The organism is Pedobacter caeni (assembly GCF_900129215.1).
Classification (GTDB): Bacteria; Bacteroidota; Bacteroidia; order Sphingobacteriales; family Sphingobacteriaceae; genus Pedobacter; species Pedobacter caeni.
The window spans coordinates 344410-368698 of sequence record NZ_FQUQ01000007.1 but is presented as its reverse complement, the minus strand read 5'-3'; the positions used below and the strand labels follow the sequence as shown (position 1 = coordinate 368698).

Here is a 24289-nt window from a genome sequence, read left to right as displayed (position 1 = left end):
TGTTCCTGGTTTCAGTTTCGAATCGCTGATCGTTTCAGTCTTTTGTTTCTGTTACTAAACTCCGTTTGGTAACTCCCGTTTTTGTTGGGACTGCAAAGGTAGAAATCTTTTTGTTATTGTCAAGCTTTTTTTGAAACTTTTTTATTTTGTTTTTTTTGGTCTTTAAACCGCCAAAACAACGTCTGACTTATCTCTACTGCAATCTTTCAAATCCTTCTCTCTTTATCCTATCTCACTGTTTCTCTTCCTCCGAAGCGGGATGCAAAAGTAGGAAAATTTAACCGTTCTCAAAACAATCTTACCATTATAATTGTATCACACCCCTAACTGCATGATTTACAAGCACAAAAACTTCATCCATACTTAACGTAAAATATACACCAAGGCCAAATCAATGAAAAGAACCCACAAAATCAGGTCACAGAACACTGCAACAACAAGTATATATAGAGCCAATACTCCAGATCAGCAGTAAAAAATCTTCGTACCAAGCGCCATTTAAAACCGAATCCCGGCCAAATCAAGCGCATATAAACTCAAAATCTTCAAAAAAACAGTTCAAAGACCGCAAAGAACAGAACAAAAACTGCGATCACACAAGACAAACCAGAGCTTAGCTCTTCATCGGCAGCAGATGTCCCCCCTTATTATTTCAAATAATGACCATCATCATTTATTATCCTGGCCTCAAACCGGAGATTTGATCATTATATACTTCAAATGATTATCTATAAAACTTTCAGTTTTGATTCTGCACATTATTTACCCCTTGTTCCTATCGGGCACAAATGTGGCGGAATGCATGGACACACCTATACACTTAAAGTATTCATTAGCGGAGATCCGGAGCCACACTCGGGCTGGGTCATAGATTATACCGATTTAAAGAATGGGATTCGCCCCCTAATTGAAATGCTTGACCACAAAGTCCTCAATGATATTCCCGGATTAGAAAACCCAACGAGCGAACAACTCAGCATATGGCTATGGAATAGAGTAAAACCCATATTTCCCGGCTTAATCAGGATTGAATTAAATGAAACCCAAAGCTCAGGAGTGATATATGAAGGCTAATCCCAACAGAGCCATTGCGATATGGTTATACTTTGGTGCATTTACGATCCTTATACAGATTCTGCTCGGTGGAATCACCAGACTGAGTGGTTCCGGATTATCCATTACAGAATGGAAACCACTGATGGGCTTTCTTCCTCCATTAAATGAAAACGACTGGCAACTAAGTTTTGGCAAGTATAAACAGATTGCTCAGTTCCAGGTGGTCAATCCTCATTTCTCAGTTGAAGATTACAAATCCATTTACTTCTGGGAGTGGCTTCACCGGAATTGGGCGCGTTTTATTGGACTGGCCTTCATTTTTCCATTCCTTTATTTCCTCATCAAAAGAAAAATGAACCTCAAACTATTGTCTCTGATCTCTGTATTGTTTTTATTGGGACTATTGCAGGCCGTTATAGGATGGCTTATGGTTCAAAGCGGACTTAATGATACCGACACCAGTGTAAGTCACATCAGACTGGCCATACACTTTATAGCGGCCGTAATTCTATTGTGCTATACGCTTTGGCTTGCCTTTTCGTTAAGCCTTAACCAGGTTAAAATGAGACATCGGCTGAGGTTTAGCAAATTAAACCTCATCATCCTCTGCCTAGTTTTTATACAACTCATTTATGGTGCGTTCATGGCAGGTACCCGCGCGGCACTCGCTGCACCAACCTGGCCTGATATGAACGGATTTGTCATTCCCCCAGGATTATACACCCAACAAATTACCCTCTCCTATTTAACAGGGAATTTATTCGCCATTCAATTTATCCATCGTTTTCTGGCCTATACCATTTGTCTGCTCATCCTTGTGCTTTATTTTAGAAGTGTTTCCTGGAAAATCAACTCTTTACTCTCTTATATACGGTTATCTCCGGTTCTTCTTGTTGGCGTTCAGGTCATTTCGGGAGTCATGGCCTTACTTAATAGTATAGGCACGCATTACCAGGCTTTTGCGCTATTTCATCAGTTTACAGGAATCTTACTCAGCGTTTCACTGCTATTGCTGCTGTTTTTAAACTTAAAAAAGAATTAGCAACAGCGTTGAATTCCTATCCCTACATAGAGAGGGCGTATACAAAACACAGAATTAGCCCTAATCCATCCATAGCACCTGGGCAAATCGCCGGAAAAAGAATTTCCAAAGCTCAACTCCCCGAAAAATCAGGCACAAAAAAATAGGGTGCCTTTTGGACACCCTATTTTATATGATAAAAGAAGGATTAAGCTCCTAATTGTACACGCTTGAATGAAGTAACAGTTAAACCGTTAGCAGTATCATTTAAGAATTTACGAACGTCTTTAGAAGAATCTTTAACGAATTCCTGGTTTAATAAAGTACTGTCTTTGTAGAATTTGTTCAATTTACCAGCAGCAATTTTTTCTACCATTTCTTCAGGTTTACCTTCAGCACGGATTTGTTCTTTAGCGATTTCAGTTTCACGCTCGATGGTAGTTGAATCTACATCAGCTTTATCTAAAGCTACCGGATTCATTGCAGCGATTTGCATAGCTACATCTTTACCAGCCTCATCAACACCAGCAACATCCTGGTTTAAAGCAACCAATACACCTAAACGGTAGTTACCGTGGATGTAAGGAACAACTTTTTCACCTGAAACAGTTTCGAATTTAGAGATACCGATTTTCTCACCGATTTTACCAGTGTTTTCGATGATGATATCAGAAACTTTCTGACCATCAATTTCTAAAGATAAAAGCTCTTCTAATGAAGCAGGGTTTTTATCAATAGCAAGATCAGTGAATTTGTTAGCTAAAGCTACGAAATCAGCATTTTTAGCAACGAAGTCAGTTTCGCAGTTTAATTCAACAACAACACCACGTTTACCGTCTGCTGTAGCTTTAGCGATTACAACTCCTTCGTTAGAATCACGATCCTGACGTGAAGCTGCTACTTTAGCACCTTTTTTACGTAAGTAATCAACCGCTGCTTCGAAATCACCGTTAGCTTCGATTAATGCTTTTTTGCAATCCATCATACCGGCACCGGTTTGTTGGCGTAATTTGTTTACATCTGCTGCAGAAATTTGTACTGTAGACATCTTATTTCTTTTTTTAAGTTTTTATTAAAAAATTATGGGTTGTACAGTGTTTGTTGTAAGTAAAACCTGCAACACCCAACGTACAACCCATATTATATTATTTAAGCTTCTTCGCTAGTACCTTCTTCAGTATCAGCATTCACTTTCTTTCTTCTTGCACCAGGAGCAGCAGCTTCAGGAGCATCAGCAGCAGCTTTAGCAGCTACAGCTTCTTTTTCAGTTTCTTCGTCTTTCTCACGTTTGCGCTCATCTAAACCTTCTTCGATCGCTTTGATGATTACATCAGTGATTAAAGAGATAGATTTAGTAGCATCATCATTCGCAGGAATCGGGAAATCGATGTTAGAAGGATCAGAGTTAGTATCAACCATTGCAAATGTTGGAATGTTTAATTTCAACGCTTCGCTAACAGCGATGTGCTCTTTTTTAACGTCAATTAAAAAGATCGCAGCTGGTAAACGGTTTAGATCCGCGATACCACCTAATAAGCTTTCCAATTTAATACGCTCACGTTGGATCATTAAACGCTCTTTCTTAGAAAGGATCGAATAAGTACCATCTTTAGTCATTTTATCGATGTTAGACATCTTTTTGATTGACTTGCGAACAGTAGCAAAGTTAGTTAACATACCACCTAACCAACGCTCAGTTACGAAAGGCATGTTTACTTTTTTTGCTTGATCAGCAACGATTTCTTTAGCTTGTTTCTTAGTAGCTACGAAAAGAATCTTACGACCAGATTTAACGATCTGTTTGATTGCTGAAGCAGCTTCTTCAGTTTTAGTTAAAGTTTTGTTTAAATCTATAATGTGGATTCCATTGCGCTCCATGAAAATGTAAGGCGCCATTTTTGGGTTCCATTTACGGGTAAGGTGACCGAAGTGTACACCTGCATCCAATAAGTCTTGATATGTAGTTCTTGCCATTGTGTTTGTCTCCTTAAGATTAACGTTTACTGAATTGGAATTTCTTACGTGCTTTCTTACGTCCTGGTTTCTTACGTTCAACCATACGCATATCACGGGTCATTAACCCTTTAGCGCGTAATGCTGGTTTTTTCTCAGCATCCAATTCCACAATAGCTTTAGCGATAGCTAAACGAACTGCTTCTGCCTGACCTTTGATACCACCACCGGCTACATTTACGTTTACATCATACTGACCTGTCAATTCAGAAACTTCGAATGACTGGTTTACAATGTATTGTAAAGGCAATGTTGGGAAATATACTTTATGGTCTTTACCGTTTACGGTAATTGTGCCGTTGCCTTCTTTTAAATAGATGCGTGCAACAGCAGTTTTTCTTCTTCCTGAAGTGTTAGTAACTGACATTTCTTTCTTCCTTTAATTAAAGTGTAATGGTTGTTGGTGATTGTGCTGCATGAGGATGCTCTGTACCTGCATAAACATATAAGTTGGTGTATAATTTTGCACCAAGTTTAGTTTTAGGTAACATACCACGTACCGCTTTCTCGATAACACGCTTAGGATGCTTCGCCATTAACTCTTTAGGAGAAATGAAACGCTGACCACCTGGATAACCAGTGTAAGAAATATAGCGCTTATCGCTGAATTTATTTCCTGTCAACTTAACCTTGTCTGCATTAATAACGATAACGTTATCTCCGCAGTCTACGTGTGGGGTATACTCAGGCTTGTTTTTACCACGGATGATCATAGCGATCTTCGATGACAAGCGCCCCAAAATCTCGCCTTGTGCATCAACAACAACCCACTGTTTGTTAACAGTTTTTGCATTGGCAGAGACAGTTTTGTAACTTAACGTATTCACTTGCTTGTATTTAATTTGTTAAACAATTATTTATTCACCCTTAAATTTAGGGACTGCAAAGATAGACAGAAATATTTAAATCCCAAACAGTTGCCGCAATATTATTTGTTTATTTAACATTGTCCTAAAATACGACCCGGATTCAAGCCTGAGAAAAGCCGTTTGCTAACCGTTGTTTTAATTCGATAAAGACACAGGCTCAGTTGTCTCCCTACACGCTCCGTATTACCTTTTACCTGAATCCAGATTGACTACATTTTACCTCCATAATGAGTCCGGCTTTTTCCCGCAAAAACGTGGACTCAACGTGGACTCACTGTGGACTCAGGGTGGACTCAGTACGAAGCAATATCGAAGCCAACCCGGACACTCCGGGACCAGTCCATCCAGGGCTCTTACAGGCGACTGATCTGAGTTAAAAATCAGCAAAAAAAGAAATAAAAATGATCAAAAGGTTATGCTTCCGGCGGGTAAAAACACAACAGCAAAAAGTGCACAATGATACAAAGCAAAAACAGTCCGGTCAATACGATATAAGTCAAGGTGTTGGAAAAATAATGATAAGCAATGGAAGACCGGACAATATGGACCAGACCAACCAGAAGAAATGCAGCAAAACCGAGACAACACAAACTTAACCCATAATGGATCCATTTTGTTTTCCCCCAACCATCCTGTATCTTTTTAATCACCAGAATATTCAAAATCACCACCAGCAAAAGCCCCAAAATCACCATTGTACTCCCATTTAAGAGAAACATCAACAGGTAGACGATCGCCAATAAAATATTGACATAAGAAAGGCTTCGTAACATTTCTCCTAATTTACAACATCTCCTTGCAATTTAAAACTAAGGACAAACTATTCGGCATCGTCTTTGTTAATTAATTGATAAAAAAAGAAGTATACGAAAACATCATGAATATGATGTTCTGCTATTGAAGGACGTTCATGATGCTTTCGTTCAACCAAAAAAAACACATTAATATGAAAAAGGAAACCAAAATCATTGCTGGATTATTGGCAGGAGCGGCTTTAGGAGCTGCCATCGCATTAATATTATCATCGGATAAAGATGGAGAAATGAAAGAAAAAGTATCCGACTGGTTTTGTGATTTATTAGATTCTTCCAAAGAAAAGCTGGTAGATGCAGCAGGGCATGTTAAAGACACGATTGCTAAAGTTAGAGCTTAAGGAAATTAATGAAGATCGCATTTCATGGGGCGGCGCGTGCCGTTACAGGTAGTAAGCATTTAATTACCTTAAAAAACAATACACAAATCTTATTGGACTGCGGGCTGTTCCAGGGAATGGGAGACCTAACCGAGGGCCTCAATGAATCTTTTGGATTTGATCCCTCATTGGTCAGCTACCTGATCCTTTCCCATGCCCACATAGATCATTGTGGTTTATTGCCACGCCTGGTAGCTGAAGGTTTTAAAGGGAACATCTATTGCACACCGGCAACGATGGATCTTGCCCGGATCTTATTAATGGATTCGGCAAAAATTCAGACTCAGGATGCAGAATATGCCAATAGAAAGATGCGCCAGGGAGGAGAACCCGAAATGCCGCTTTATACGGAGAAAGATGTCATCCAGACACTGAGCCAGTTTAAAGTAGTCAACTACAATGAAGACTTTCCCATTGACAGTAACGTCACCCTGAATTTTACCGATGCCGGTCATATTGTAGGCAGTGCAGCCGTTCACCTGAAAATCAGTGAAGATGGAAAAACAACCAATATTACCTTTAGTGGTGATGTGGGCAGATATGGAGACCTGTTGTTAAAAAGTCCTCAGTCATTCCCTCAGGCGGACTATGTGATTATGGAATCTACTTATGGTGATTCTCTTCATCAGGATCTGGAACCCATTGAAAACACCCTTAAGGAGATCATCAATCAGACCTGTATCGTAAAAAAAGGAAAAGTGATCATTCCTGCTTTTAGTGTAGGCCGTACACAGGAATTGCTCTATGCATTAAATGCGATGGAACTGAAAAACAACCTTCCTGACGTACAGTATTATGTAGATAGCCCACTATCTCTTCAAGCGACTGAAGTACTAAGGAATCATCCTGAAGTCTATAACAATGGCGTGAAAGAGGTAATGAAAGTTGACAAGGATATCTTTGGTTTTAAAGGTTTGAAGTTTATTGAATCTGTAGAAGAATCCAAAGCATTAAATAGTGACCCTCGCCCCTGCGTGATCATTTCCTCCTCAGGAATGGCAGAGGGAGGCCGTGTAAAACACCATATCCGTAATAATATCAGCGATCAGAAAAACACAATTCTGATGGTAGGTTATGCAGAACCAAGGTCACTCGCGGGCAAACTACTTGCAGGGCAACCCAAAGTATGGCTCTTCGGACAAGAATATGAAGTAGTAGCTGACACCCGTTCGATCAGATCGATGAGCGCACATGGTGATTATGAAGATTTACTGCAATTCCTTTCCGGACAGGATCCGAACCAGATAAAACGCATTTTTCTTGTTCATGGTGAATATAAGGTACAGCAGATATTTGCCGGACATCTTAATGATAAAGGCTTCCATAACGTAGCCATTCCGGAATATCATCAGGAATTTGAAGTCTAACCATTAAAGGTTTTTTTATCTTTGCCGGATGGACGTTTTTGGTGAAGCATTAAAAGATCAATTTACTAAACCACCCGCAGAAACGCTGTGGGTGCATAATTCTTATGATGAACCGGAGGAAATGCCGGTCGACATCTATTTCAGAAATGAAGCCGAAATGCCTGAACTTGAGCTGAAAGCCCTGGACCTTTGTAAAGGTAAGGTGCTTGATGTTGGTGCCGGTGTGGGCAGTCATGCGCTGGTCCTTCAGAAACGCGGCTTCAACGTTACGGGAATGGACATCTCCGCTCCTGCCGTTCAGATCATGAAACAACGTGGATTGAAACAGGCTATCGAAGGAAACATCCTTACTTATAAAGATCAAAAGTTTGACACCCTTCTATTCATGATGAATGGAATCGGTCTTACCGGATCAATTCCAGGATTAAAAGCTTTTCTAACACAGGTTAAAACGCTGCTTAATCCGGGTGGACAACTTGTTTTCGACAGCTCTGACCTTTCTTATCTATATCAGGAAATCCCTTTTCCTTCTAACGGGTATTTTGGAGAGGTGAGTTTCAGGTACGAATACAAAAGCATCAAAGGAAATTGGTTCAAATGGATCTATGTAGATCAGAAAACATTGATTGACCTGGCTAAAGCTAGTGGATGGACAACCGAAATCATTTTTGAAGATGGTCAGGATCAATACCTGGCCAGGTTAACTTTCTAAAAAAGGTTAATTTTCTAAAATATATCCTTCTTTTAAAAGAAAAATCGGGTGTCCAAATTAGGAACACCCGATCTCTGTTCATTTATTTAATTATGCCTTCTCTTCCCAGATGGCTGCAATATTTATAATTGTTTCTACTGCTTTTTCCATATCCTGAACCGAAGCCCACTCCTGTTTACCATGGAAAGCATGCTCTCCGGCAAAAATATTCGGACAAGGTAGGCCCATAAATGAAAGCCGGGAGCCATCAGTTCCTCCACGGATACTTTGTCTCTTAGGTGTGATTCCAGCTCTTTCAATGGCTTCCACACCATATGCGATCACTTGTGGATACTCATCAAGTACCTTTTTCATATTGCGGTACTGTTCTGTAATTTTCAACTCATAGGTGGAATTCGGATAATCTTCGATGATGTTTCTCACCGTTGCATCCAATAGTTCTCCATTCGCTTCCAGCTGTTCATCATTAAAAGCACGCAGAATAAAACGGGCTTCTGCCTGCTCTACATTTCCGGAAATCGTAACCGGATGAATAAACCCTTCTTTTCCTTCGGTAGATTCCGGAGAAAGGCAATCTGAAGGTAAAGAGCTGATTACATCAGATAAAATCTTTATGGCACTTTCCATTTTTCCCTTCGCAAAACCTGGATGGATACTTACTCCGTTTATGGTAAGTACAGCACCATCTGCAGAAAAAGTCTCATCTTCAATGGAACCCAGGGTTTCACCATCGATAGTATAAGCAAAATCCGCTCCCAGTTTCTTCAGGTCCGCTTTATCTACCCCTCTTCCGATCTCTTCGTCCGGAGTAAATAATATTTTAACCGTTCCGTGTTTAAAAGTAGGATTTCGCACAAAAAAAGAAGCGGCCTCCATGATTTCCGCCACTCCGGCCTTGTTATCTGCACCCAAAAGTGTGGTTCCACTTGCCGTAATGATGTCATTTCCGATCTGATCTTTTAAATCCGGATGCTCAGACATCTTTAAAACGATGCTGTGATCATCAGGAAGTACCAGATCCTGGCCCTGATAATTGGCATGAATGATTGGTTTTACATCCTTTCCGCTACAATCAGGGGAAGTGTCCATGTGTGAGCAAAAGCAGATCACCGGAACATTTTTCTCTGTGGTAGCAGGAATAGTGGCATATACATACCCAAACTCGTCAAGATGTGCATCTGAAACGCCCATTTCCAGTAATTCTGCTACAAGAACTTTTCCGAGGTTCTTTTGCTTCTCGGTGGAAGGGACCGTTTCCGACATTGGATCTGACTGTGTATCAATCTGCACATACTTTGCAAATCTGTTTTGAAGGGAATTGTTTTTATTTTGATAATTTAGCATAGTCTTAAAAAAAACAAAGCTAAATAATTTGAAAACAATTATCACCGCATGTCTGTCACTTCTATTCTATATTAATGCCGGAGCACAATCTAACTTCTATAAAATCAGTGCAGGAGGTGGTTTTGGAGTCACACAATCCTTTACCGATGTCAAAAAACATTCTTTTGGACTGGCTGGTTATGGAGTAGTAGATTATTATTTTACTCCTTTTATCAGTGCAGGAATAGAAGGACAAATGGGCCAGATCAATGGCGGCGACATCAATAATGATCCCGGTAAGCGTGAATTTATCAATTCCTACAAAGCTTTTACATTTAATGGCAGAATTGCACTTGGTGCTTTAATCGATTATCAAAAAGGCGGAATATCCAATACCTTAAAAGGGCTGTATGTTGGAACCGGATTAGGTTTGGTGATTAATTCAGTGAACAGGTCTCCGATCCCTAATGACGACCAGACTAAACCAATAGTATACTATCCGGGGAAACCGGAATCCAAAAATATCCTCTTTCCCTTAAACCTTGGAATAAACCTTTACTTTCCTGATCGTTCCGGTTTTACCCGTTACATCTTAAATGTCAATTACCAGGGCAACCTTACCATTGGAGAAGGCCTGGATGGTTATGATAACTCTTCGGTAACTTTCAAAAGTGGCAATCCGGACATCTACACTTATTTCTCTGTCGGACTGAGGTATCAATTCGGCACCCTTGGCCTTTACAATAAAACGGTATTTTAACTTTATCCTCAAAAACCAATGGGTCGCATCATTTTCATTCTTTTCTTTTTAGCTGCCATGAATACTTTAGCACAGCAAACACCTTTCGAGCGTAGTCATAAAAAAGAAACTGCAACTTATGCTGAGGTGATTCAACATTATCAGGCCCTGGCAAAAACCTATCCACAGGCAAAACTGATCACCTATGGTCCTACCGACATTGGAAAACCTTTACACCTGCTGGTATTATCCAGAGATAAGATTTTCGATCCAATTGAAATCAAAAAGCAAAACAAAAGGGTTTTACTGATCAATAATGGGATCCATCCGGGAGAACCAGAAGGTATTGATGCCAGTATGATGCTTGCCCGTGATCTGCTGAAAGAAAACAAGCTGCCGGAAAATGTAGTGATTTGTATCATTCCGGTATATAACATAGATGGGATCCTCAACCGCAGTAGCACTTCAAGAGCGAACCAGAATGGCCCGGTCGCTTATGGATTCAGGGGAAACAGTAAAAATTATGACCTGAACAGGGATTTTATAAAAACAGATTCTAAAAATTCCCATTCCTTCCAGGAAATCTTTAATACCTGGCAACCGGAAATATTTGTAGATACGCATACCAGTAATGGAGCAGACTATCAATATACCATGACGCTGATTCCCACTCATAAAGACAAGCTGCAACCGGTTCTTTCCGGTTATTTAACACAAACCCTCCTCCCTGCCTTATATAAAGAGATGGAGAAAAAAGGATATGAGATGATCCCTTATGTAAACTCCATAGCCGAAACACCGGACCAGGGAATCACAGGCTTTCTGGAGTCCCCACGCTATTCTACGGGGTATACGACATTACACAATACCATTGGTTTTATGCCCGAAACCCATATGCTGAAAGCCTATGACAAAAGAGTAGATGCAACTTATAAATTGCTTCAGACCTATATTGATGTGGTTCTGAGGGATGCGAAGTTAATCGGGGAAAACAAGAAAAAAGCAGATGAAGCGATTGCCTTACAACAGGAATTTACGGTCGACTGGAAGCTGAACAAAAGAGATTCTTCAGCGCTGATGTTTAAAGGGTATACCGCCAAACAAAAACCTAGCGAGGTTAGTGGCCTGGACAGGCTATATTATGACAGGAATGAACCCTATACCAAAGAAATTAAATACTGGAATACTTTTGAGCCCTCCTTAACCATCAGTAAACCCATTGCCTATCTGATTCCTCAGGCCTGGACCAAAGTAGTAGAGCTCCTAAAACTGAATAGGGTTAAGGTACAACAACTGACCAAAGATGCCGTTATTCCGGTAGAAATGTATTATATCAACGACTACAAAACCGCAAACCGTCCTTTTGAAGGACATTACCTTCATACGGCGGTAAAAGTAAAGCCAGTACTCCAAAACCTTCCTTTTTACGCAGGTGATTATATGGTTTATGTAAACCAGTCAACCAACCGGTATATTGTGGAAACACTGGAGCCACAGGCGACCGACTCTTTTTTCAACTGGAATTTCTTTGATGCCATATTGGGAATGAAAGAGCATTTCTCCGCTTATGTATTTGAAGATACCGCTGCTGAGCTTTTAAAAAATGATCCGGCATTAAGAGAAAAACTGGAAAAAGAAAAAGCAGCGAAACCTGAAATGGCAAAGGATCCGGGGGCCCAACTCGATTTTATCTATAAAAATTCCGATTACTACGAAAAGACACACACCCGTTACCCTATTGGCAGATTGCTAAAAGACCAACATTTAACCCTTAAATAAGAATGGATTATATCAATAATACCCCAGTAGCCTCCCTGATCTTTGTTTTTACGATCATCACCAGTATTTACGCTTTCAATGACCATGGGTTATTTGGAAAATTCATGCTACATCCCTATAGTGTATCGAGAAGGCATAAAGTATATACCTTAATTACCAGCGGACTGATTCATGCTGATTGGATGCACCTGATCTTTAATATGATGACCTTTTTCTTCTTTGCTTTCAGGTTGGAAGCAATGATTGGTTCATGGCAGTTTGGGCTTCTTTACTTCCTGGGTTTGATTTTAAGTGACATTCCTTCCGTGCTTAAACACAAAGACGACATGTGGTACAATAGCCTTGGTGCTTCAGGCGCCATCAGTGCAGTATTGTTCAGCTTTATTTTATTCGATCCAATGTCAAAAATGATGATCTTTCCTTTACCGATCCCAATCTGGGCCTGGTTGTTTGGCTTGTTATACCTTGCTTATTGCTGGCAGATGTCTAAAAGATCTCAGGATAACATCAATCATGATGCACATTTCTTTGGCGCATTGACAGGAATGATCGTTACAGTGCTTCTTGTTCCGGGAATCATTCCAAATTTTATTGCCAGGTTAACCGGCAACGGGTAAACAAGGCGGCACAAAATAACTGATCGGATTCGTCGGGTCTTTTATGATCTCAAATAATGTATGATCCCAGGGTTTCCAGAAATCCTGTAATACCTGGGCATACGTTTTATGTTGCCAGTGGTCAAACAACGGTTTATTCAGGGTTCCCCTCAAAGGCATCGCATCGATATAGATAGACCCTTCAACAGGCATAATTGCATATTCAGGAAGCCTGTTGAATAAATATGCGGAATAGTAGAATCTTGCACAAATTTCTTCGAATTGTTGAGGCGAAAGAGCAGATTTTCCGATCTGGTCTAAGATTTCCTGGTGGAATTTCTTGTTCGTTCCGTTGTCTTGTAAGCAGGCAATAATCCCAAAATCTTTCAGTTTTAAAGAAAAAGTTAAAGTGTTAATCTCGTCGCGGAAGCTAAAAGCAGTATCCTGTTGCTCCAAAGGAACAACGACAATTGACCATGGTGTAAAATCCTCATAGACCACATCCAGATAAATGCTCTGAATCATGGTGTTCAGGTTTCCGAATTTATGCATCAGGCCCTGCGACATGTTTACCCCGTCAGAGCTGATCTGCTGCAAACGTACCGCAGCATTCATTTCTACATAAATCAGGCTATACATGAATTTACCGATCCACTTGAACAAGTCTTCTTCTTTCAACTGGGATACGGCGGCATACCCTTTAGAAAAGGCATCGGCAATTTGTTCTTCCAGAGGTTGCACAAAATGGGTAAAGACCTCCGTATTACAAGGTACTTTTAAAGAATTGTAAGACCGCACACTTTCATCCAGCAATTTAATCTGTTCCTCCCCGCTAAAGTTGGCTACTTCCAGTAGCCAGGCTGGTAATATATTGATTTCCTCTACCGGAGAATTAAAAGTATCCCCGCTCAGAAAGCAGTTTTTATATTTAAAATCGAAATTTTTAAAAGGCTGGTATATTGTGCTGTTCATACTGGGCACAATATTAAGTATATTATTTTTACATTCGCTGAAGCACCGTTTTTTTAACTTTGATATTACTTTTTCCATTTACATCCATGCAGGCAACTTACACCCCATACAACCTGGAATTAAAGCATCCCTTTGCTATCGCTAAATTTTCGAGAACCAGCACGCCTATTATGCTGTTGAAACTGACTGATGAAGGTAAAGAAGGATATGGTGAAGCCTCGATGGTTCCTTATATGGGAGAGAGCATTGATACCGCAGTAGCCTTCTTAAAAAAAGTAGACTGGAAAAGGTTTGTATATCCCTACAATTTCGAAGAAATCATTTCCTATCTGGACAGTATTGAAAAAGGACATCCGGCTATAAAAGCAGCTATAGACATTGCACTAAATGATCTGAGTGGAAAAATCTCCGGAAAGCCCTGCTACGAAATCTATGGCGCAGACCCTTTAAAGATGCCGGTAACATCTTATACGATTGGGATCGACAGCCTGGAGGTCATTAAAGAAAAAGTAGCCGATGCCAAAGACTTTAAAGTATTAAAGGTAAAACTGGGAAGAGATAACGATAAAGAACTCATCAATACCATCAGAACAGTCAGCAACGTGCCTTTATATGTAGATGCCAATCAGGGATGGACAGACCGGAAACAGGCCATCGACATGATTTACTGGTTACATGATCAGGGGGTGGTGCTGATTGAACAACCGATGGACAAAGCCAACCTGGAGGGAAACGCATGGCTGACAGGCCGCAGCCCGATTCCCATCCTTGCAGATGAAGCGGTACAACGACTGAGTGATATGGATGCTTTAAAAGGCGCTTACCACGGTGTGAACATCAAATTGATGAAGAGCACCGGTATGTATGAAGGCCATCAAATGATTAAGAAGGCGCGTTCCTTTGGAATGAAGGTACTGATTGGTTGTATGAGTGAAACTTCTTGCGCCACACAAGCGGGGATTGCCCTTGCGCCTCTTTGCGACTGGGCAGATTTGGACGGGCCCTGGCTTACCAAAAACAACCCTTTTGATGCCCCGCAACTCATTGCGGGGAAATATCAATTGAAAGACCTGCCTGGCTTAGGTCTCGAAGGAATTAACCCAGGTCTTTTTGCTTCTTCTTAAGTGCATTGCGCATCTCTTTGATCAGTTGCAGCTTCAGGTAAAGAAAGAATGCTGCCGTAGCCACGAAAAGAACGATGACAAGGTACTTCGTGTTGTTAAAAGCCCATACTGCCCCAAATATGGACACAATAAGGCCAAGGTTATAAAAAACGTTTAATGCAATTTTCTTTCCCATGTCTTAGTAAACAGGCATATTAGGATCAAAAGCTTCTTTCCATGCCACGATACCGCCTTTAAGGTTGTATAAGTTCGTCAATCCAAGCATTTGCTCTAATTGCATTACTGCTGCTGCACTTCTTTTACCACTTCTGCATTGTATAATCACAGGTTTATCCTGGGCAATCTGATCTGCTTCAATCAAAATACCTCCTAAAGGGATGTTCAGACCATCAAGATTCGATGTTTCATATTCGAAAGTTTCTCTGACATCAATCAGTTGAAAATCTTCTTTATTATCGATTTTTGCTTTTAATTCCTGAACGGTTATTTCCTTTATCATATGTTTTGCTTTTTTCAAAGATAAGCAAAGCCGAAATTATTAAAGGTAAAAAAACCACAAAATCACATTAATGTGAAGATAATCGAATCATTTCAAGCAAATTACTGTAACAACCAGAGGTCTCAGGCGTTTAAATAGTATTCTATATTAAATTGATTTTTGAATCATGGACGCGATATCCCGTTTTTTCTTTTTCTGCTCCGGGGCACACATTTCTACGCTTGAAAAACACCCTACCGAGCACAATAAATATATTGGAATAGGTGCGACGATTTTCTTTACCGGATTATTCGCCGCACTCTCAGGCGGTTATGCCATGTATTTCGTCTTTAAGGGAGATACTGCCGCTGTTCTTTTTGCCCTGTTTTTTGGATTAATCTGGGGACTGGCCATCTTTAATATGGACAGGTATATTGTATCCAGCATCAACAAAAGCGCCAGTACCAATAAGCAGATTTTACAGGCAACCCCCAGGATTCTACTGGCCATTATGATTGGAATGGTGATTTCCCGCCCCCTGGAGTTGAAAATTTTCGATAAAGAGATCAAGGAGCGACTGAAGGTGAGTTACCTGAACAACCAACGCTCAAAGATAGATACGCTGAATGCTGCTTTTGAGAATAAGTATAAGATTGAAATGGATAAACTCAACGGGGTGAAAGCTGAAAGAGACTCCATGGCCAGTGCAATAAAAACCGACCGTCAGAAACTTAACTTCGAGATCTTTGGCAATAAAACCACCGAAACCTCTGGTGTAATGGGCTATGGTCCTTATGCCAAAAGAAAAGAAGCAGAGCTGAAGCAGAGGGAGCAGAATCTCGATACGCTCAACGCCGATGTCAGGGCACTGGAAAAATTTGTGGATGGAAGAAAACAGTTTGATGGGCTCATGACCGAGAAATTGTATACCGGAAAACAACTCGACAGCCTGAGTAACATTGCCGGTTTTGCCGATCGCAACTGGGCGCTTGGACAGCTCAGCTTTAATACAGACGGAACACGGGATTTGAATACCTCACTGGCAGTGACCTTTATCGGCTTACTATTCATTTTCTTTGAATGTCTCCCGGTTTTCGTAAAGCTGATGAGCAGCAGCGGTCCTTACGACCACTCGGTTCAGAACATTGAGGCCAGTCAGGTTCATGAGTCTGATAAAGACAAAGACTATGAAATAGAAGTCATAGATGGTGTTCATGATACCCGTGTCTCCACAGAAATAGCACGCAGGAAACAACATTTAATGCAAGCCCCTCCGGAAGAAGAATAACCTCCAGAACAATCAACATAACCAAATATACCAGCTCACAGAACCAAATATACCCGCGATGAGAAGAACCATACTAGGATTAAGCTTCTGCTTTTTGGCGCTAACTGCGAATGCACAAAATGAAATCAGTTACGAAGTCAGTTTTCCAAATGCCATTCACCACGAGGCAGAAATTATTATGAACATCCCTGCCATTCCCAATGGCCCTTTGAAAGTAAAAATGAGCAGATCCTCCCCCGGAAGATATGCTACTCATGAATTTGGAAAAAACGTCTACAATGTACGTGCTTTTGATGCCAATGGAAAACTACTGAAATTACTGCAGCCGGAAGGAGATGTATATGTTGTTGAGCAACCGGGAAAATTTGTGAAACTGAGCTATACCTTATATGGAAACTGGATAGATGGAACTTATGCCGGATTTGATGAGACACATGCCCACATGAACATTCCGGCCACTTTTGCCTGGCCTGTAGGAATGGACAGCCGCCCAAGAACGGTACAATTCAAGTACCCGGAAAGAAAGGAATGGAAAGTGGCCACTCAATTAAAACCAATAGGCAATGGTAAATACTATGCGGCCAACCTCCAGTATTTCATGGATAGCTCAACAGAAATTTCCGATTATAAAACCACCAGCTGGCCGGCAAAGAATCCGGATGGTAAAACACAAACCATCCATCTGGTTACGCATTCCAATGATCCTCAGGAAGTGATTAACGGCTATGGCCTCATGGTAAAAAAGGTAGTAGAGGAACAACAGGCCATCTGGGGCGAATACCCCACTTTTGATTATGGCAATTACTATTTCCTACAGGATGTTCACCCCGAAAATGCAGGAGATGGAATGGAACACCGGAATTCTACTTCTATTGTAGAGCGAACAGACAAGATAGCAGGGAATGAAACTGATTTACTGGGGACTTTCTCCCATGAATTTTTCCATGCCTGGAATGTTGAACGGTTGAGGCCGAAGACATTGGAGCCCTTTGATTTCTCTCATTCCAACATCAGTGATGAGCTGTGGATTGCAGAAGGCTTCACCCAGTATTATGGAGAACTTGCTTTAAAACGAGCCGGCTTCAGAACCCTGGAACAGGCTGCCCAAACCTATACAGGACTAGTAAACACAGCCCTGAATACCCCGGGAGCAAAGTTTTATAGTCCAATACAGGCCAGTCGCTACGCTGTATTTGCTGATGCCGGTGTAGCCATAGACCAGACCAATAAGCCAAACATCTTTACTTCCTATTACACTTATGGCGCATCCATTGCTTTGGGACTGGACTTACAACTCAGGGCAGAATTTAAGCTTAGCCTCGATGATTATATGCGTGCCTTATGGAAAGCTCATGGAAAACCTGAGATTGCGTATACCGTTCCTGATCTGGAAGCCGTGTTAGCCACATTAACCAATAAAAATTTTGCAGCTGAGTTTTTCAGAAAGTACATTTATGGAGTCGAAAAAAATAACTATCAAAAGCTCCTGCTTCCCGCAGGTTTTGTGGTCAGGAATGCCAGTCCGGGAAAAGTCTGGACAGGGTTTGGCAGATTACAGTTTACCGATGGAAAAGCAACAATTGCAGGCAATACCTCCATCGGTAGCCCTGCTTACGTTGCCGGACTGGATATTGGAGATGTCTTACTCAGCATTGATGATACCCCCGTTAAAGACCAGAAGGGATTAGGGGAAATCATGAACAAATATCAGCCGGGTACCATCGTCACGGTACAGTATTCACATCGGGGGATGCAGCAATCCTGCAAACTTACACTTGCTGAAAGCCCTTATCTGGAAGTTGTTCCTATTGAAAAAACAGGTTCGGAACTTAGCCCTGCGATGGTTACCTTTAGGGCTCAATGGCTGGATTCTAAAATTAAATAATCAGCACCCGAAATATGGATTCCTGAGCACCTTTAAACTGAGCTTTCGAACTCCCTGAGCACCATTGAACATCAATAAAAAGAACAAAAAATTCAATAAAAAAACAATTATATTCCATGAAAAAAACCATTTACACTTTATTCGCATTGTTCCTTGCCCAGCAGACATGGGCACAGAATATTGATAAAATCATTACCAAAGCTTATGTAGACCGGTTGATCAAAACCCTGAGCAGTGATGAAATGCAGGGCCGCGCAACTTTCTCCCCGGGAATAGATAAAGCAGCTAGTTTCATTGAAGCAGAGTTCAAAAGCATTGGCTTAAAACCATTGGAAGGAAATACATTCAGACAATCGTTCTTTCAACAAAAACTAAAACCCATCAGCGCTAAAGTGAGCATTGATGGAAAAGAAATCCCGGGAGCCAATGTTGTGGTTTATGGCAATACCAAAGAGGACCTTTCTTTTGATAAAACAAATGGCGATGGATGGGTAAAGCTTGATCCTGAGAAACCATTCATGGGTCAAATCAGGGCATTGAGTAAAGAGAACAAAAAACAACTGGTCCTGGTAGATCCGAAATTCGCAGATGTATTTAAAAGGATTAAAGATTACCTGGCTGATGGTGCTGAGGTTGATGAAAAGAAGATCAATGAACCTGCTTCCGCATTGGTATTGGTTATGGGAGAAGAGACCGTTGCAAATGACTTTAAAGTAGAAGTAAAAAGCAAGCTGGAAAAGCTTTCCTTATTTAATGTTGCAGGTGTGATTCCGGGAAAATCAAAAGCCAAAGAACTGGTCGTATTTTCGGGTCATTATGACCATTTAGGCATCATCAAAGGTGGCGATGGACAAGACAGTATCGCTAATGGTGCAGACGACGATGCTTCGGGAACAACCGCGATGATCGCCCTGGCCAAATATTACAAAAAGCTGAACAACAACGAACGCACTTTAATCTTTGTGGCCTTTACTGCTGAGGAAATCGGAGGTTTTGGTGCAAAACATTTTTCACAAAAGCTCAACCCTGATGAGGTAGTTGCGATGTTCAATATTGAAATGATTGGAAAGGACAGCAAATTCGGAAAGAATACAGCCTTTATCACCGGGTTTGACAAATCCGATTTTGGAAAGATCTTACAGAAAAACCTGCAAGGCACAGAATTCACTTTCCATCCTGATCCTTATCCACAGCAAAACCTTTTCTACAGAAGTGACAATGCCACTTTAGCAGCACTTGGTGTTCCGGCACATACGATCAGCACCGATCAGATCGACAGTGATAAGTTCTACCATACCGTAAAAGACGAATACGAAACCCTTGATACGGACAATATTCTTTCTACCATAAAAGGAATCGCTAAAAGTGCCATCAGCATTATCAAAGGTATAGATACGCCTACCAGGATTCCTAAATTGAGCAATTAATTATAATTTCCCCCTTTATGACTTTTACTAAACCTAACAAACTAACCTTCCTTGCAGCTGCCGCCTTATCGGTCTGCATGACCGTGGGTGTTGGTTTTTCAGCCAGCGCACAACAAGAAACACTTTTAATCCGCAGCCCTGCAGTAAGTGCAAACCACCTTGCTTTTGTATATGGCGGCGACATCTGGATCTCCGGCAAAGACGGGAGCAATCCAAGAAGACTGACCGTAAATCCTGCAGTAGAACAGAACCCGCTGTTCTCTCCCGATGGGAAGCAGATTGCATTTACCGGAAATTATGATGGAAATACAGATATATATGTGGTCCCAATCGAAGGAGGAGCTCCAAAAAGGGTTACCTTTCACCCTAGTGAGGACATCCTGAGGGGATGGATTGGAAATAATCAGGTATACTTTACCTCCAGTCGTGATTTTCGTTTTGCGCTAAGTCCCAGACTCCATAAGGTAAATGTGGATGGCACTGCCGAACAACCCTTGCCAATGCCTGAAGCTGTTCAGGGAAGTCCTTCAGCAGATGGACGCTATTGGGCATATATTAAAAATACAGATCCTACTGAGCGTGCCCGTGTTGCTTTTAAGCGTTACCGTGGTGGAGGGATGCCACAAGTCTGGATCTTCGATACCAAAACAAACCACACAGAAATCATTCCTGGTCCCGGCTCTAACAATGTGAAGCCACAATGGCTCGGAAATAAAGTTTATTTCCTTTCAGACAGAGACCTGACCATGAACCTGTTCAGCTATGATGTTTCCAGCAAAAAAACAGAGAAACTGACCGACTTTAAGGATTATGACATCAGAACGTTAACTGCTGGTCAGGGAGCACTGGCTTTTGAACAGGCCGGGAAAGCCCATCTATTGGAAACCGCCAACAATAAAGTGAAATCCATTTCTATCAATATCCAGGCAGATGTACCTTATAAGCGCCCGCGCTATATTGATATGGCCAACTCTATTGGTAGCACGGAAATCTCCCCAAAAGGAGTAAGAGCATTGTTTGAGAGTCGCGGAGAAATCTTTTCTGTACCCAAAGAAAAGGGGGATGCAAGAAATCTTTCCAACTCGCCGGGCAGTTTCGAGAAATTCCCTGCCTGGTCTCCGGATGGAAAATACATCTCTTATCTTTCTGATAAAAATGGCAGTTATCAATTGGTCCTGCTGAATCAGGTAACGAAAGAAGCTCCGATCTATATTTCTTTAGGAAATACGCCTTTTTATTATCAGCCGATCTGGTCGCCGGACAGCAAGAAAATTGCCTACGGTGATACCCACCTGAATCTTTTTTACATCGACATTAATGACCGGAAACCAGTGTTGGTGAAAGCCGATAAATTGGGTTCAAGCCCTAGCAGAAGTTTTAGTGCATTACAACCTGCCTGGTCTCCGGATTCCAAGTGGATTTCTTATGTAGCTACGCTACCGAATTCAGTAAGTGCAGCATTTCTTTACAATGTAGAGAAGGCCAGTCATACCCAGATTACGGACGGAATGAGTGACGTAAACTCACCAAGTTTTAGCCGTGATGGTAAATACCTGTTCTTTACCGCAAGTACAGATGTAGGGCTTACCAATAGCGGCCTGCATATGTCAGCCTATCAACGCCCGGTAAATTACAACGCCTATGCTTTAATTCTTTCTAAAAAGACACCTTCCTTATATAAAACGGAAAGTGATGAAGAAACGGTAAAGCCCGATGAGGAGAAGAAGAAAGAAGAACCTAAAAAAGACAAAAAAGGAAAAGAAGATAAAAGTAAGGAGGCCCCTGCCGCAGCCGAAAAGAAATCTATTGAGATCGACCTTGCTGACTTGAATAACCGGATCATTTCATTGCCAATCCCGGCCGGTGGTATTCAAGGCCTGGATGGAAGTGTGGAAGGACAGGTACTTTATTTCAGAAACGGTGAACTTGGTACTCTCGACCTGAAAAAAATGGAGACCACCAGCTTAGTCAACGGAATCAATAGTTTAAGCGTCAGCGCCGATGGAAAATCTATGATGTACAGTTCAAGAGGAAACTATTACATTGTGGATGCTGCTAAAAAACCGGCAACATCAGAGACCGGCAAGGTAAAGCTGGATGGTATTAAAGTATTGATCGATCCTGCAGCCGAGTGGAAACAAATGTTTGACGAGGTCTGGAAAATGGAAAAAGACCTGTTCTATGTAGAAAACATGCATGGCACAGACTGGCCGGCAATGAAAGTAAAGTATGAAAAATTCCTGCCTTATGTAAACCATCGTTCTGACCTTTCCTATCTGTTTAATGAAATGATGGGAGAGATGGTGGTTGGACACAACTATATCTATCCTGGAGATGAACCTGCTGCGACTGCCGTGGGTGTGGGGATGTTAGGTGCAGATTATGAAGTAGAGAATGGCTATTATAAGATTGGTAAAATCTTTACCCGCCTTGACTGGAACCCTGGTTTTAAAGCCCCGCTGGCAGAACCTGGATTGAACATCAAAGAAGGAGATTACATTGTTGCTATTGAAGGTATCCCTTTAACCGCAAAGACATCTATCTATAGTCTTTTTGATTTCAAAGCAGGTAAACAGGTGGCGATCAAGATCAACAGCAAACCAAGCCTTGATGGTGCAAGAGAAGTGGTCGTAGTGCCGATTAATGTCGCACAGGAAATGGAATTGCGAAAAACGGATTGGGTAGAGAACAACCGCAAAAGGGTAGATAAGCTGAGTAACGGACAAATTGCGTATGTATACATGCCAAATACCGGATCTGAAGGTTACACCTCTTTCAACCGTTATTACTTCTCTCAGATGGATAAAAAGGCCCTTCTGATGGACGAAAGGAACAACGGTGGCGGTTGGGTTGCAGATTATGTAATCGACCTGTTGAGCCGCGAACTGATCAGCTATTGGGCCATCAGAGATGGAAAGAGCTTTACGACGCCCGGAAACGGAATTTTTGGTCCGAAAGCCATGCTGATCAATGAGAATGCGGGTTCAGGAGGTGACATGATGCCTTATATGTTCAAAAATAAAGGACTCGGTAAACTTGTGGGCCGCACTACAATGGGCATCCTGGTGGGGATCAGTGGCTATCCAAGTCTGATCGACGGAGGAAGTATTACTTCTCCAAACTTTGGAGTTTATGATACCAATGGAAAATGGATCATTGAAAATGAAGGTGTTGCTCCTGACATCTTTGTAGAACAAACACCAAAAGACCTGTTGGAAGGAAGAGATCCTCAGCTAGAGCGCACTGTTCAACAGCTTCAGGAAGAAATGAAGACTTATAAATATCCAAATGTTGCAAGACCTAAAGATCCGATCAGAGGGCATTAATCCTCAGATGATCTTTTGCATCACATAATCATTCATAAAGAAACCGTTGCCGATATCAAGGTTAACGGTTTCTTTTATGGTAAAGCCCGCGCTTTCATAAAAATCTTTAGCCTTATTTTCCCGGTTAACGTTTAATTCCAGCCTTAATCCACCCGCAGCCTTGATTTTATCAAGAACCTCGTTGATCAGGAATTTTCCTACTCCCTTTCCATGGCATTCGGGCAGCACATAAAGTTTATGCAACTTATAGATTTTATTGATAGGATCTGTAACAGAGTAAGATGCGAAACCTACATCTTTAGCACTGATTTCTGCGATCAGGAATACATAACCTTCCAGAAGCTGGTCCAGTAAAACCCCTTTATTATACATCTTTTCCAACATATAATCGATCTGCTCCTGGCCGATAATTGCACCATAAGCAGGGCCCCAGGTAATTCTGGCAATTTCCTGAATCACAGGGAGGTCTTTTTCTTTTCCTTTTCTAAGCAGGATCATAGCTTTTCGCTGATAAACAAATAAGGTGTTGTAAAATTAAACGTTACAAAGCCATCATTAATTACACTAAAATCACCATTTTCATCTTGCTTCAGGTTACTTGTTTCAAAATAAGAGACCACCTCGATGTGAAAGATGCTGCCTTTAGGTTTCCAAATGCTAAACCCGGACTTAATGGCATATGCTTTTTCCGTTTCTGTGAATACCACAATATTAATTTCGGAAATATAACTTCCCAGTTCTCTCAGGTTGCTTTTTTCATCAATGACATTGACTGCAGGGTATTTCTCCGCGATCAGGTAATCAAGAACTGCATCCAGTTCATTTGTTGAGGCCTGAATTACTTTGGTATTCTCCTGAAAAAAATCCTGTCCTGTGGCATTGACCACAACATCGACTTTCAGACCAAGGCTGATCAATTTTTCATAAAGCGCTGCGTTGACAATTAAAGTCGGGCTCCACTCCAGTAGTTGTCCCAGATATTCTTCATTAAAAGCACCTAAATGATGAATATATAACGCTGGCTCCTGTTTTTCTCTAATGATATGATGTGATGACATAAGGCAAATATATCTTATTTTTTTTCTTATTTTCGTCTAATTCAAACCGCCCTTTCCAGATAAA

Annotated in this window: 24 protein-coding genes; 13 read left to right on the top strand and 11 right to left on the bottom strand. The window is 41.2% G+C overall.

Features of this window, described 5'->3' with window-relative positions:
• Nucleotides 1-720 precede the first annotated feature (720 nt).
• Both queD and BUC20_RS30525 read left to right on the top strand, forming a co-directional pair.
• Nucleotides 721-1074, top strand: a complete 354-nt coding sequence (gene queD, locus BUC20_RS30530; RefSeq protein ID WP_073237605.1) for a 6-carboxytetrahydropterin synthase QueD — start codon at nucleotides 721-723, stop codon at nucleotides 1072-1074.
• The gene (locus BUC20_RS30525) at nucleotides 1064-2098 is read left to right on the top strand and encodes a COX15/CtaA family protein (protein ID WP_073237602.1); all 1035 of its coding nucleotides are present in this window, start codon (nucleotides 1064-1066) and stop codon (nucleotides 2096-2098) included. Before queD ends, BUC20_RS30525 begins: the two co-directional genes overlap by 11 nt.
• 187 nt (nucleotides 2099-2285) lie before the next feature.
• Here the strand turns inward: BUC20_RS30525 and tsf are convergent, their stop codons facing one another.
• The 5 genes from tsf to BUC20_RS30500 all read right to left on the bottom strand — a co-directional run bounded on the left by tsf (nucleotide 2286) and on the right by BUC20_RS30500 (nucleotide 5732).
• Nucleotides 2286-3125, bottom strand: coding sequence for a translation elongation factor Ts (gene tsf, locus BUC20_RS30520; RefSeq protein WP_073237600.1), 840 nt, complete (start codon nucleotides 3123-3125; stop codon nucleotides 2286-2288).
• Between the two features lie 101 nt (nucleotides 3126-3226).
• On the bottom strand, nucleotides 3227-4051 hold the full coding sequence (gene rpsB, locus BUC20_RS30515) for a 30S ribosomal protein S2 (RefSeq protein WP_069378173.1): 825 nt from the start codon (nucleotides 4049-4051) through the stop codon (nucleotides 3227-3229).
• 19 nt (nucleotides 4052-4070) lie between these two features.
• Entirely contained in the window at nucleotides 4071-4457 is a 387-nt protein-coding gene (rpsI, locus tag BUC20_RS30510) for a 30S ribosomal protein S9 (RefSeq protein WP_069378174.1), read from the bottom strand.
• Nucleotides 4458-4473: 16 nt separating this feature from the next.
• Entirely contained in the window at nucleotides 4474-4917 is a 444-nt protein-coding gene (rplM, locus tag BUC20_RS30505; protein WP_073237599.1) for a 50S ribosomal protein L13, read from the bottom strand.
• Between the two features lie 455 nt (nucleotides 4918-5372).
• Entirely contained in the window at nucleotides 5373-5732 is a 360-nt protein-coding gene (locus BUC20_RS30500; RefSeq protein WP_073237596.1) for a hypothetical protein, read from the bottom strand.
• Nucleotides 5733-5905: 173 nt separating this feature from the next.
• Here BUC20_RS30500 and BUC20_RS30495 point away from each other — a divergent pair, with 173 nt between their 5' ends.
• Genes BUC20_RS30495 through BUC20_RS30485 form a run of 3 tightly spaced genes read left to right on the top strand, consistent with a single transcriptional unit; the run spans nucleotide 5906 to nucleotide 8230 of the window.
• Complete coding sequence (locus BUC20_RS30495) at nucleotides 5906-6112, top strand: YtxH domain-containing protein (protein WP_073237677.1); 207 nt, start codon at nucleotides 5906-5908, stop codon at nucleotides 6110-6112.
• Between the two features lie 8 nt (nucleotides 6113-6120).
• The gene (locus BUC20_RS30490) at nucleotides 6121-7518 is read left to right on the top strand and encodes an MBL fold metallo-hydrolase RNA specificity domain-containing protein (protein WP_073237593.1); all 1398 of its coding nucleotides are present in this window, start codon (nucleotides 6121-6123) and stop codon (nucleotides 7516-7518) included.
• A gap of 28 nt (nucleotides 7519-7546) precedes the next feature.
• Entirely contained in the window at nucleotides 7547-8230 is a 684-nt protein-coding gene (locus tag BUC20_RS30485; protein ID WP_073237590.1) for a class I SAM-dependent methyltransferase, read from the top strand.
• Nucleotides 8231-8320: 90 nt separating this feature from the next.
• On the opposite strand, the gene pepT is transcribed toward BUC20_RS30485, so the two are convergent.
• Nucleotides 8321-9574: a peptidase T gene (gene pepT, locus BUC20_RS30480; protein ID WP_073237586.1), complete on the bottom strand. Its 1254-nt coding sequence runs from the start codon at nucleotides 9572-9574 to the stop codon at nucleotides 8321-8323.
• Nucleotides 9575-9602: 28 nt separating this feature from the next.
• Between pepT and BUC20_RS30475 the strand changes: the two genes are divergently transcribed.
• Genes BUC20_RS30475 through BUC20_RS30465 form a run of 3 tightly spaced genes read left to right on the top strand, consistent with a single transcriptional unit; the run spans nucleotide 9603 to nucleotide 12688 of the window.
• Entirely contained in the window at nucleotides 9603-10313 is a 711-nt protein-coding gene (locus tag BUC20_RS30475) for a hypothetical protein (RefSeq protein WP_073237583.1), read from the top strand.
• 18 nt (nucleotides 10314-10331) lie between these two features.
• The gene (locus tag BUC20_RS30470) at nucleotides 10332-12071 is read left to right on the top strand and encodes a M14 family metallopeptidase (RefSeq protein ID WP_073237579.1); all 1740 of its coding nucleotides are present in this window, start codon (nucleotides 10332-10334) and stop codon (nucleotides 12069-12071) included.
• A gap of 2 nt (nucleotides 12072-12073) precedes the next feature.
• A complete protein-coding gene (locus tag BUC20_RS30465; protein ID WP_073237576.1) occupies nucleotides 12074-12688 on the top strand; it encodes a rhomboid family intramembrane serine protease in 615 nt (204 codons plus the stop codon).
• On the opposite strand, the gene BUC20_RS30460 is transcribed toward BUC20_RS30465, so the two are convergent.
• Nucleotides 12671-13639, bottom strand: coding sequence for a hypothetical protein (locus tag BUC20_RS30460; RefSeq protein ID WP_073237573.1), 969 nt, complete (start codon nucleotides 13637-13639; stop codon nucleotides 12671-12673). The two genes, BUC20_RS30465 and BUC20_RS30460, sit on opposite strands and share 18 nt — an antisense overlap.
• 86 nt (nucleotides 13640-13725) lie before the next feature.
• Here BUC20_RS30460 and BUC20_RS30455 point away from each other — a divergent pair, with 86 nt between their 5' ends.
• Entirely contained in the window at nucleotides 13726-14763 is a 1038-nt protein-coding gene (locus tag BUC20_RS30455) for a dipeptide epimerase (protein WP_073237570.1), read from the top strand.
• On the opposite strand, the gene BUC20_RS30450 is transcribed toward BUC20_RS30455, so the two are convergent.
• Together BUC20_RS30450 and BUC20_RS30445 are read right to left on the bottom strand one after the other, a co-directional pair.
• On the bottom strand, nucleotides 14735-14938 hold the full coding sequence (locus BUC20_RS30450) for a DUF6358 family protein (RefSeq protein WP_073237567.1): 204 nt from the start codon (nucleotides 14936-14938) through the stop codon (nucleotides 14735-14737). The two genes, BUC20_RS30455 and BUC20_RS30450, sit on opposite strands and share 29 nt — an antisense overlap.
• 3 nt (nucleotides 14939-14941) lie before the next feature.
• Nucleotides 14942-15259 (bottom strand): rhodanese-like domain-containing protein, encoded by a 318-nt coding sequence (locus BUC20_RS30445; RefSeq protein ID WP_073237674.1) that lies wholly within the window; start codon nucleotides 15257-15259, stop codon nucleotides 14942-14944.
• Between the two features lie 169 nt (nucleotides 15260-15428).
• Between BUC20_RS30445 and BUC20_RS30440 the strand changes: the two genes are divergently transcribed.
• From BUC20_RS30440 to BUC20_RS30425, 4 genes are all read left to right on the top strand, one after another.
• Entirely contained in the window at nucleotides 15429-16529 is a 1101-nt protein-coding gene (locus BUC20_RS30440; protein ID WP_073237564.1) for a DUF4407 domain-containing protein, read from the top strand.
• Nucleotides 16530-16587: 58 nt separating this feature from the next.
• Nucleotides 16588-18414, top strand: a complete 1827-nt coding sequence (locus tag BUC20_RS30435; RefSeq protein ID WP_073237561.1) for a M61 family metallopeptidase — start codon at nucleotides 16588-16590, stop codon at nucleotides 18412-18414.
• A 116-nt stretch (nucleotides 18415-18530) separates the two neighbouring features.
• Nucleotides 18531-19841, top strand: coding sequence for a M20/M25/M40 family metallo-hydrolase (locus BUC20_RS30430; RefSeq protein ID WP_073237558.1), 1311 nt, complete (start codon nucleotides 18531-18533; stop codon nucleotides 19839-19841).
• A gap of 17 nt (nucleotides 19842-19858) precedes the next feature.
• Nucleotides 19859-23167, top strand: a complete 3309-nt coding sequence (locus BUC20_RS30425; protein WP_073237556.1) for a S41 family peptidase — start codon at nucleotides 19859-19861, stop codon at nucleotides 23165-23167.
• Between the two features lie 3 nt (nucleotides 23168-23170).
• On the opposite strand, the gene BUC20_RS30420 is transcribed toward BUC20_RS30425, so the two are convergent.
• Complete coding sequence (locus BUC20_RS30420) at nucleotides 23171-23665, bottom strand: GNAT family N-acetyltransferase (RefSeq protein ID WP_073237553.1); 495 nt, start codon at nucleotides 23663-23665, stop codon at nucleotides 23171-23173.
• On the bottom strand, nucleotides 23662-24225 hold the full coding sequence (locus BUC20_RS30415; protein WP_073237552.1) for a thiamine pyrophosphokinase: 564 nt from the start codon (nucleotides 24223-24225) through the stop codon (nucleotides 23662-23664). Before BUC20_RS30415 ends, BUC20_RS30420 begins: the two co-directional genes overlap by 4 nt.
• Between the last annotated feature and the right edge of the window lie 64 nt (nucleotides 24226-24289).

Bases quoted from the DNA above. Each gene is read 5' to 3' on its own strand.
- queD (WP_073237605.1), top strand. From the start codon at position 721: ATGATTATCTATAAAACTTTCAGTTTTGATTCTGCACATTATTTACCC.
- BUC20_RS30525 (WP_073237602.1), top strand. From the start codon at position 1,064: ATGAAGGCTAATCCCAACAGAGCCATTGCGATATGGTTATACTTTGGT.
- tsf (WP_073237600.1), bottom strand. From the start codon at position 3,125: ATGTCTACAGTACAAATTTCTGCAGCAGATGTAAACAAATTACGCCAA.
- rpsB (WP_069378173.1), bottom strand. From the start codon at position 4,051: ATGGCAAGAACTACATATCAAGACTTATTGGATGCAGGTGTACACTTC.
- rpsI (WP_069378174.1), bottom strand. From the start codon at position 4,457: ATGTCAGTTACTAACACTTCAGGAAGAAGAAAAACTGCTGTTGCACGC.
- BUC20_RS30500 (WP_073237596.1), bottom strand. From the start codon at position 5,732: ATGTTACGAAGCCTTTCTTATGTCAATATTTTATTGGCGATCGTCTAC.
- BUC20_RS30495 (WP_073237677.1), top strand. From the start codon at position 5,906: ATGAAAAAGGAAACCAAAATCATTGCTGGATTATTGGCAGGAGCGGCT.
- BUC20_RS30490 (WP_073237593.1), top strand. From the start codon at position 6,121: ATGAAGATCGCATTTCATGGGGCGGCGCGTGCCGTTACAGGTAGTAAG.
- BUC20_RS30485 (WP_073237590.1), top strand. From the start codon at position 7,547: ATGGACGTTTTTGGTGAAGCATTAAAAGATCAATTTACTAAACCACCC.
- pepT (WP_073237586.1), bottom strand. From the start codon at position 9,574: ATGCTAAATTATCAAAATAAAAACAATTCCCTTCAAAACAGATTTGCA.
- BUC20_RS30470 (WP_073237579.1), top strand. From the start codon at position 10,332: ATGGGTCGCATCATTTTCATTCTTTTCTTTTTAGCTGCCATGAATACT.
- BUC20_RS30465 (WP_073237576.1), top strand. From the start codon at position 12,074: ATGGATTATATCAATAATACCCCAGTAGCCTCCCTGATCTTTGTTTTT.
- BUC20_RS30460 (WP_073237573.1), bottom strand. From the start codon at position 13,639: ATGAACAGCACAATATACCAGCCTTTTAAAAATTTCGATTTTAAATAT.
- BUC20_RS30455 (WP_073237570.1), top strand. From the start codon at position 13,726: ATGCAGGCAACTTACACCCCATACAACCTGGAATTAAAGCATCCCTTT.
- BUC20_RS30450 (WP_073237567.1), bottom strand. From the start codon at position 14,938: ATGGGAAAGAAAATTGCATTAAACGTTTTTTATAACCTTGGCCTTATT.
- BUC20_RS30440 (WP_073237564.1), top strand. From the start codon at position 15,429: ATGGACGCGATATCCCGTTTTTTCTTTTTCTGCTCCGGGGCACACATT.
- BUC20_RS30435 (WP_073237561.1), top strand. From the start codon at position 16,588: ATGAGAAGAACCATACTAGGATTAAGCTTCTGCTTTTTGGCGCTAACT.
- BUC20_RS30430 (WP_073237558.1), top strand. From the start codon at position 18,531: ATGAAAAAAACCATTTACACTTTATTCGCATTGTTCCTTGCCCAGCAG.
- BUC20_RS30425 (WP_073237556.1), top strand. From the start codon at position 19,859: ATGACTTTTACTAAACCTAACAAACTAACCTTCCTTGCAGCTGCCGCC.
- BUC20_RS30420 (WP_073237553.1), bottom strand. From the start codon at position 23,665: ATGATCCTGCTTAGAAAAGGAAAAGAAAAAGACCTCCCTGTGATTCAG.
- BUC20_RS30415 (WP_073237552.1), bottom strand. From the start codon at position 24,225: ATGTCATCACATCATATCATTAGAGAAAAACAGGAGCCAGCGTTATAT.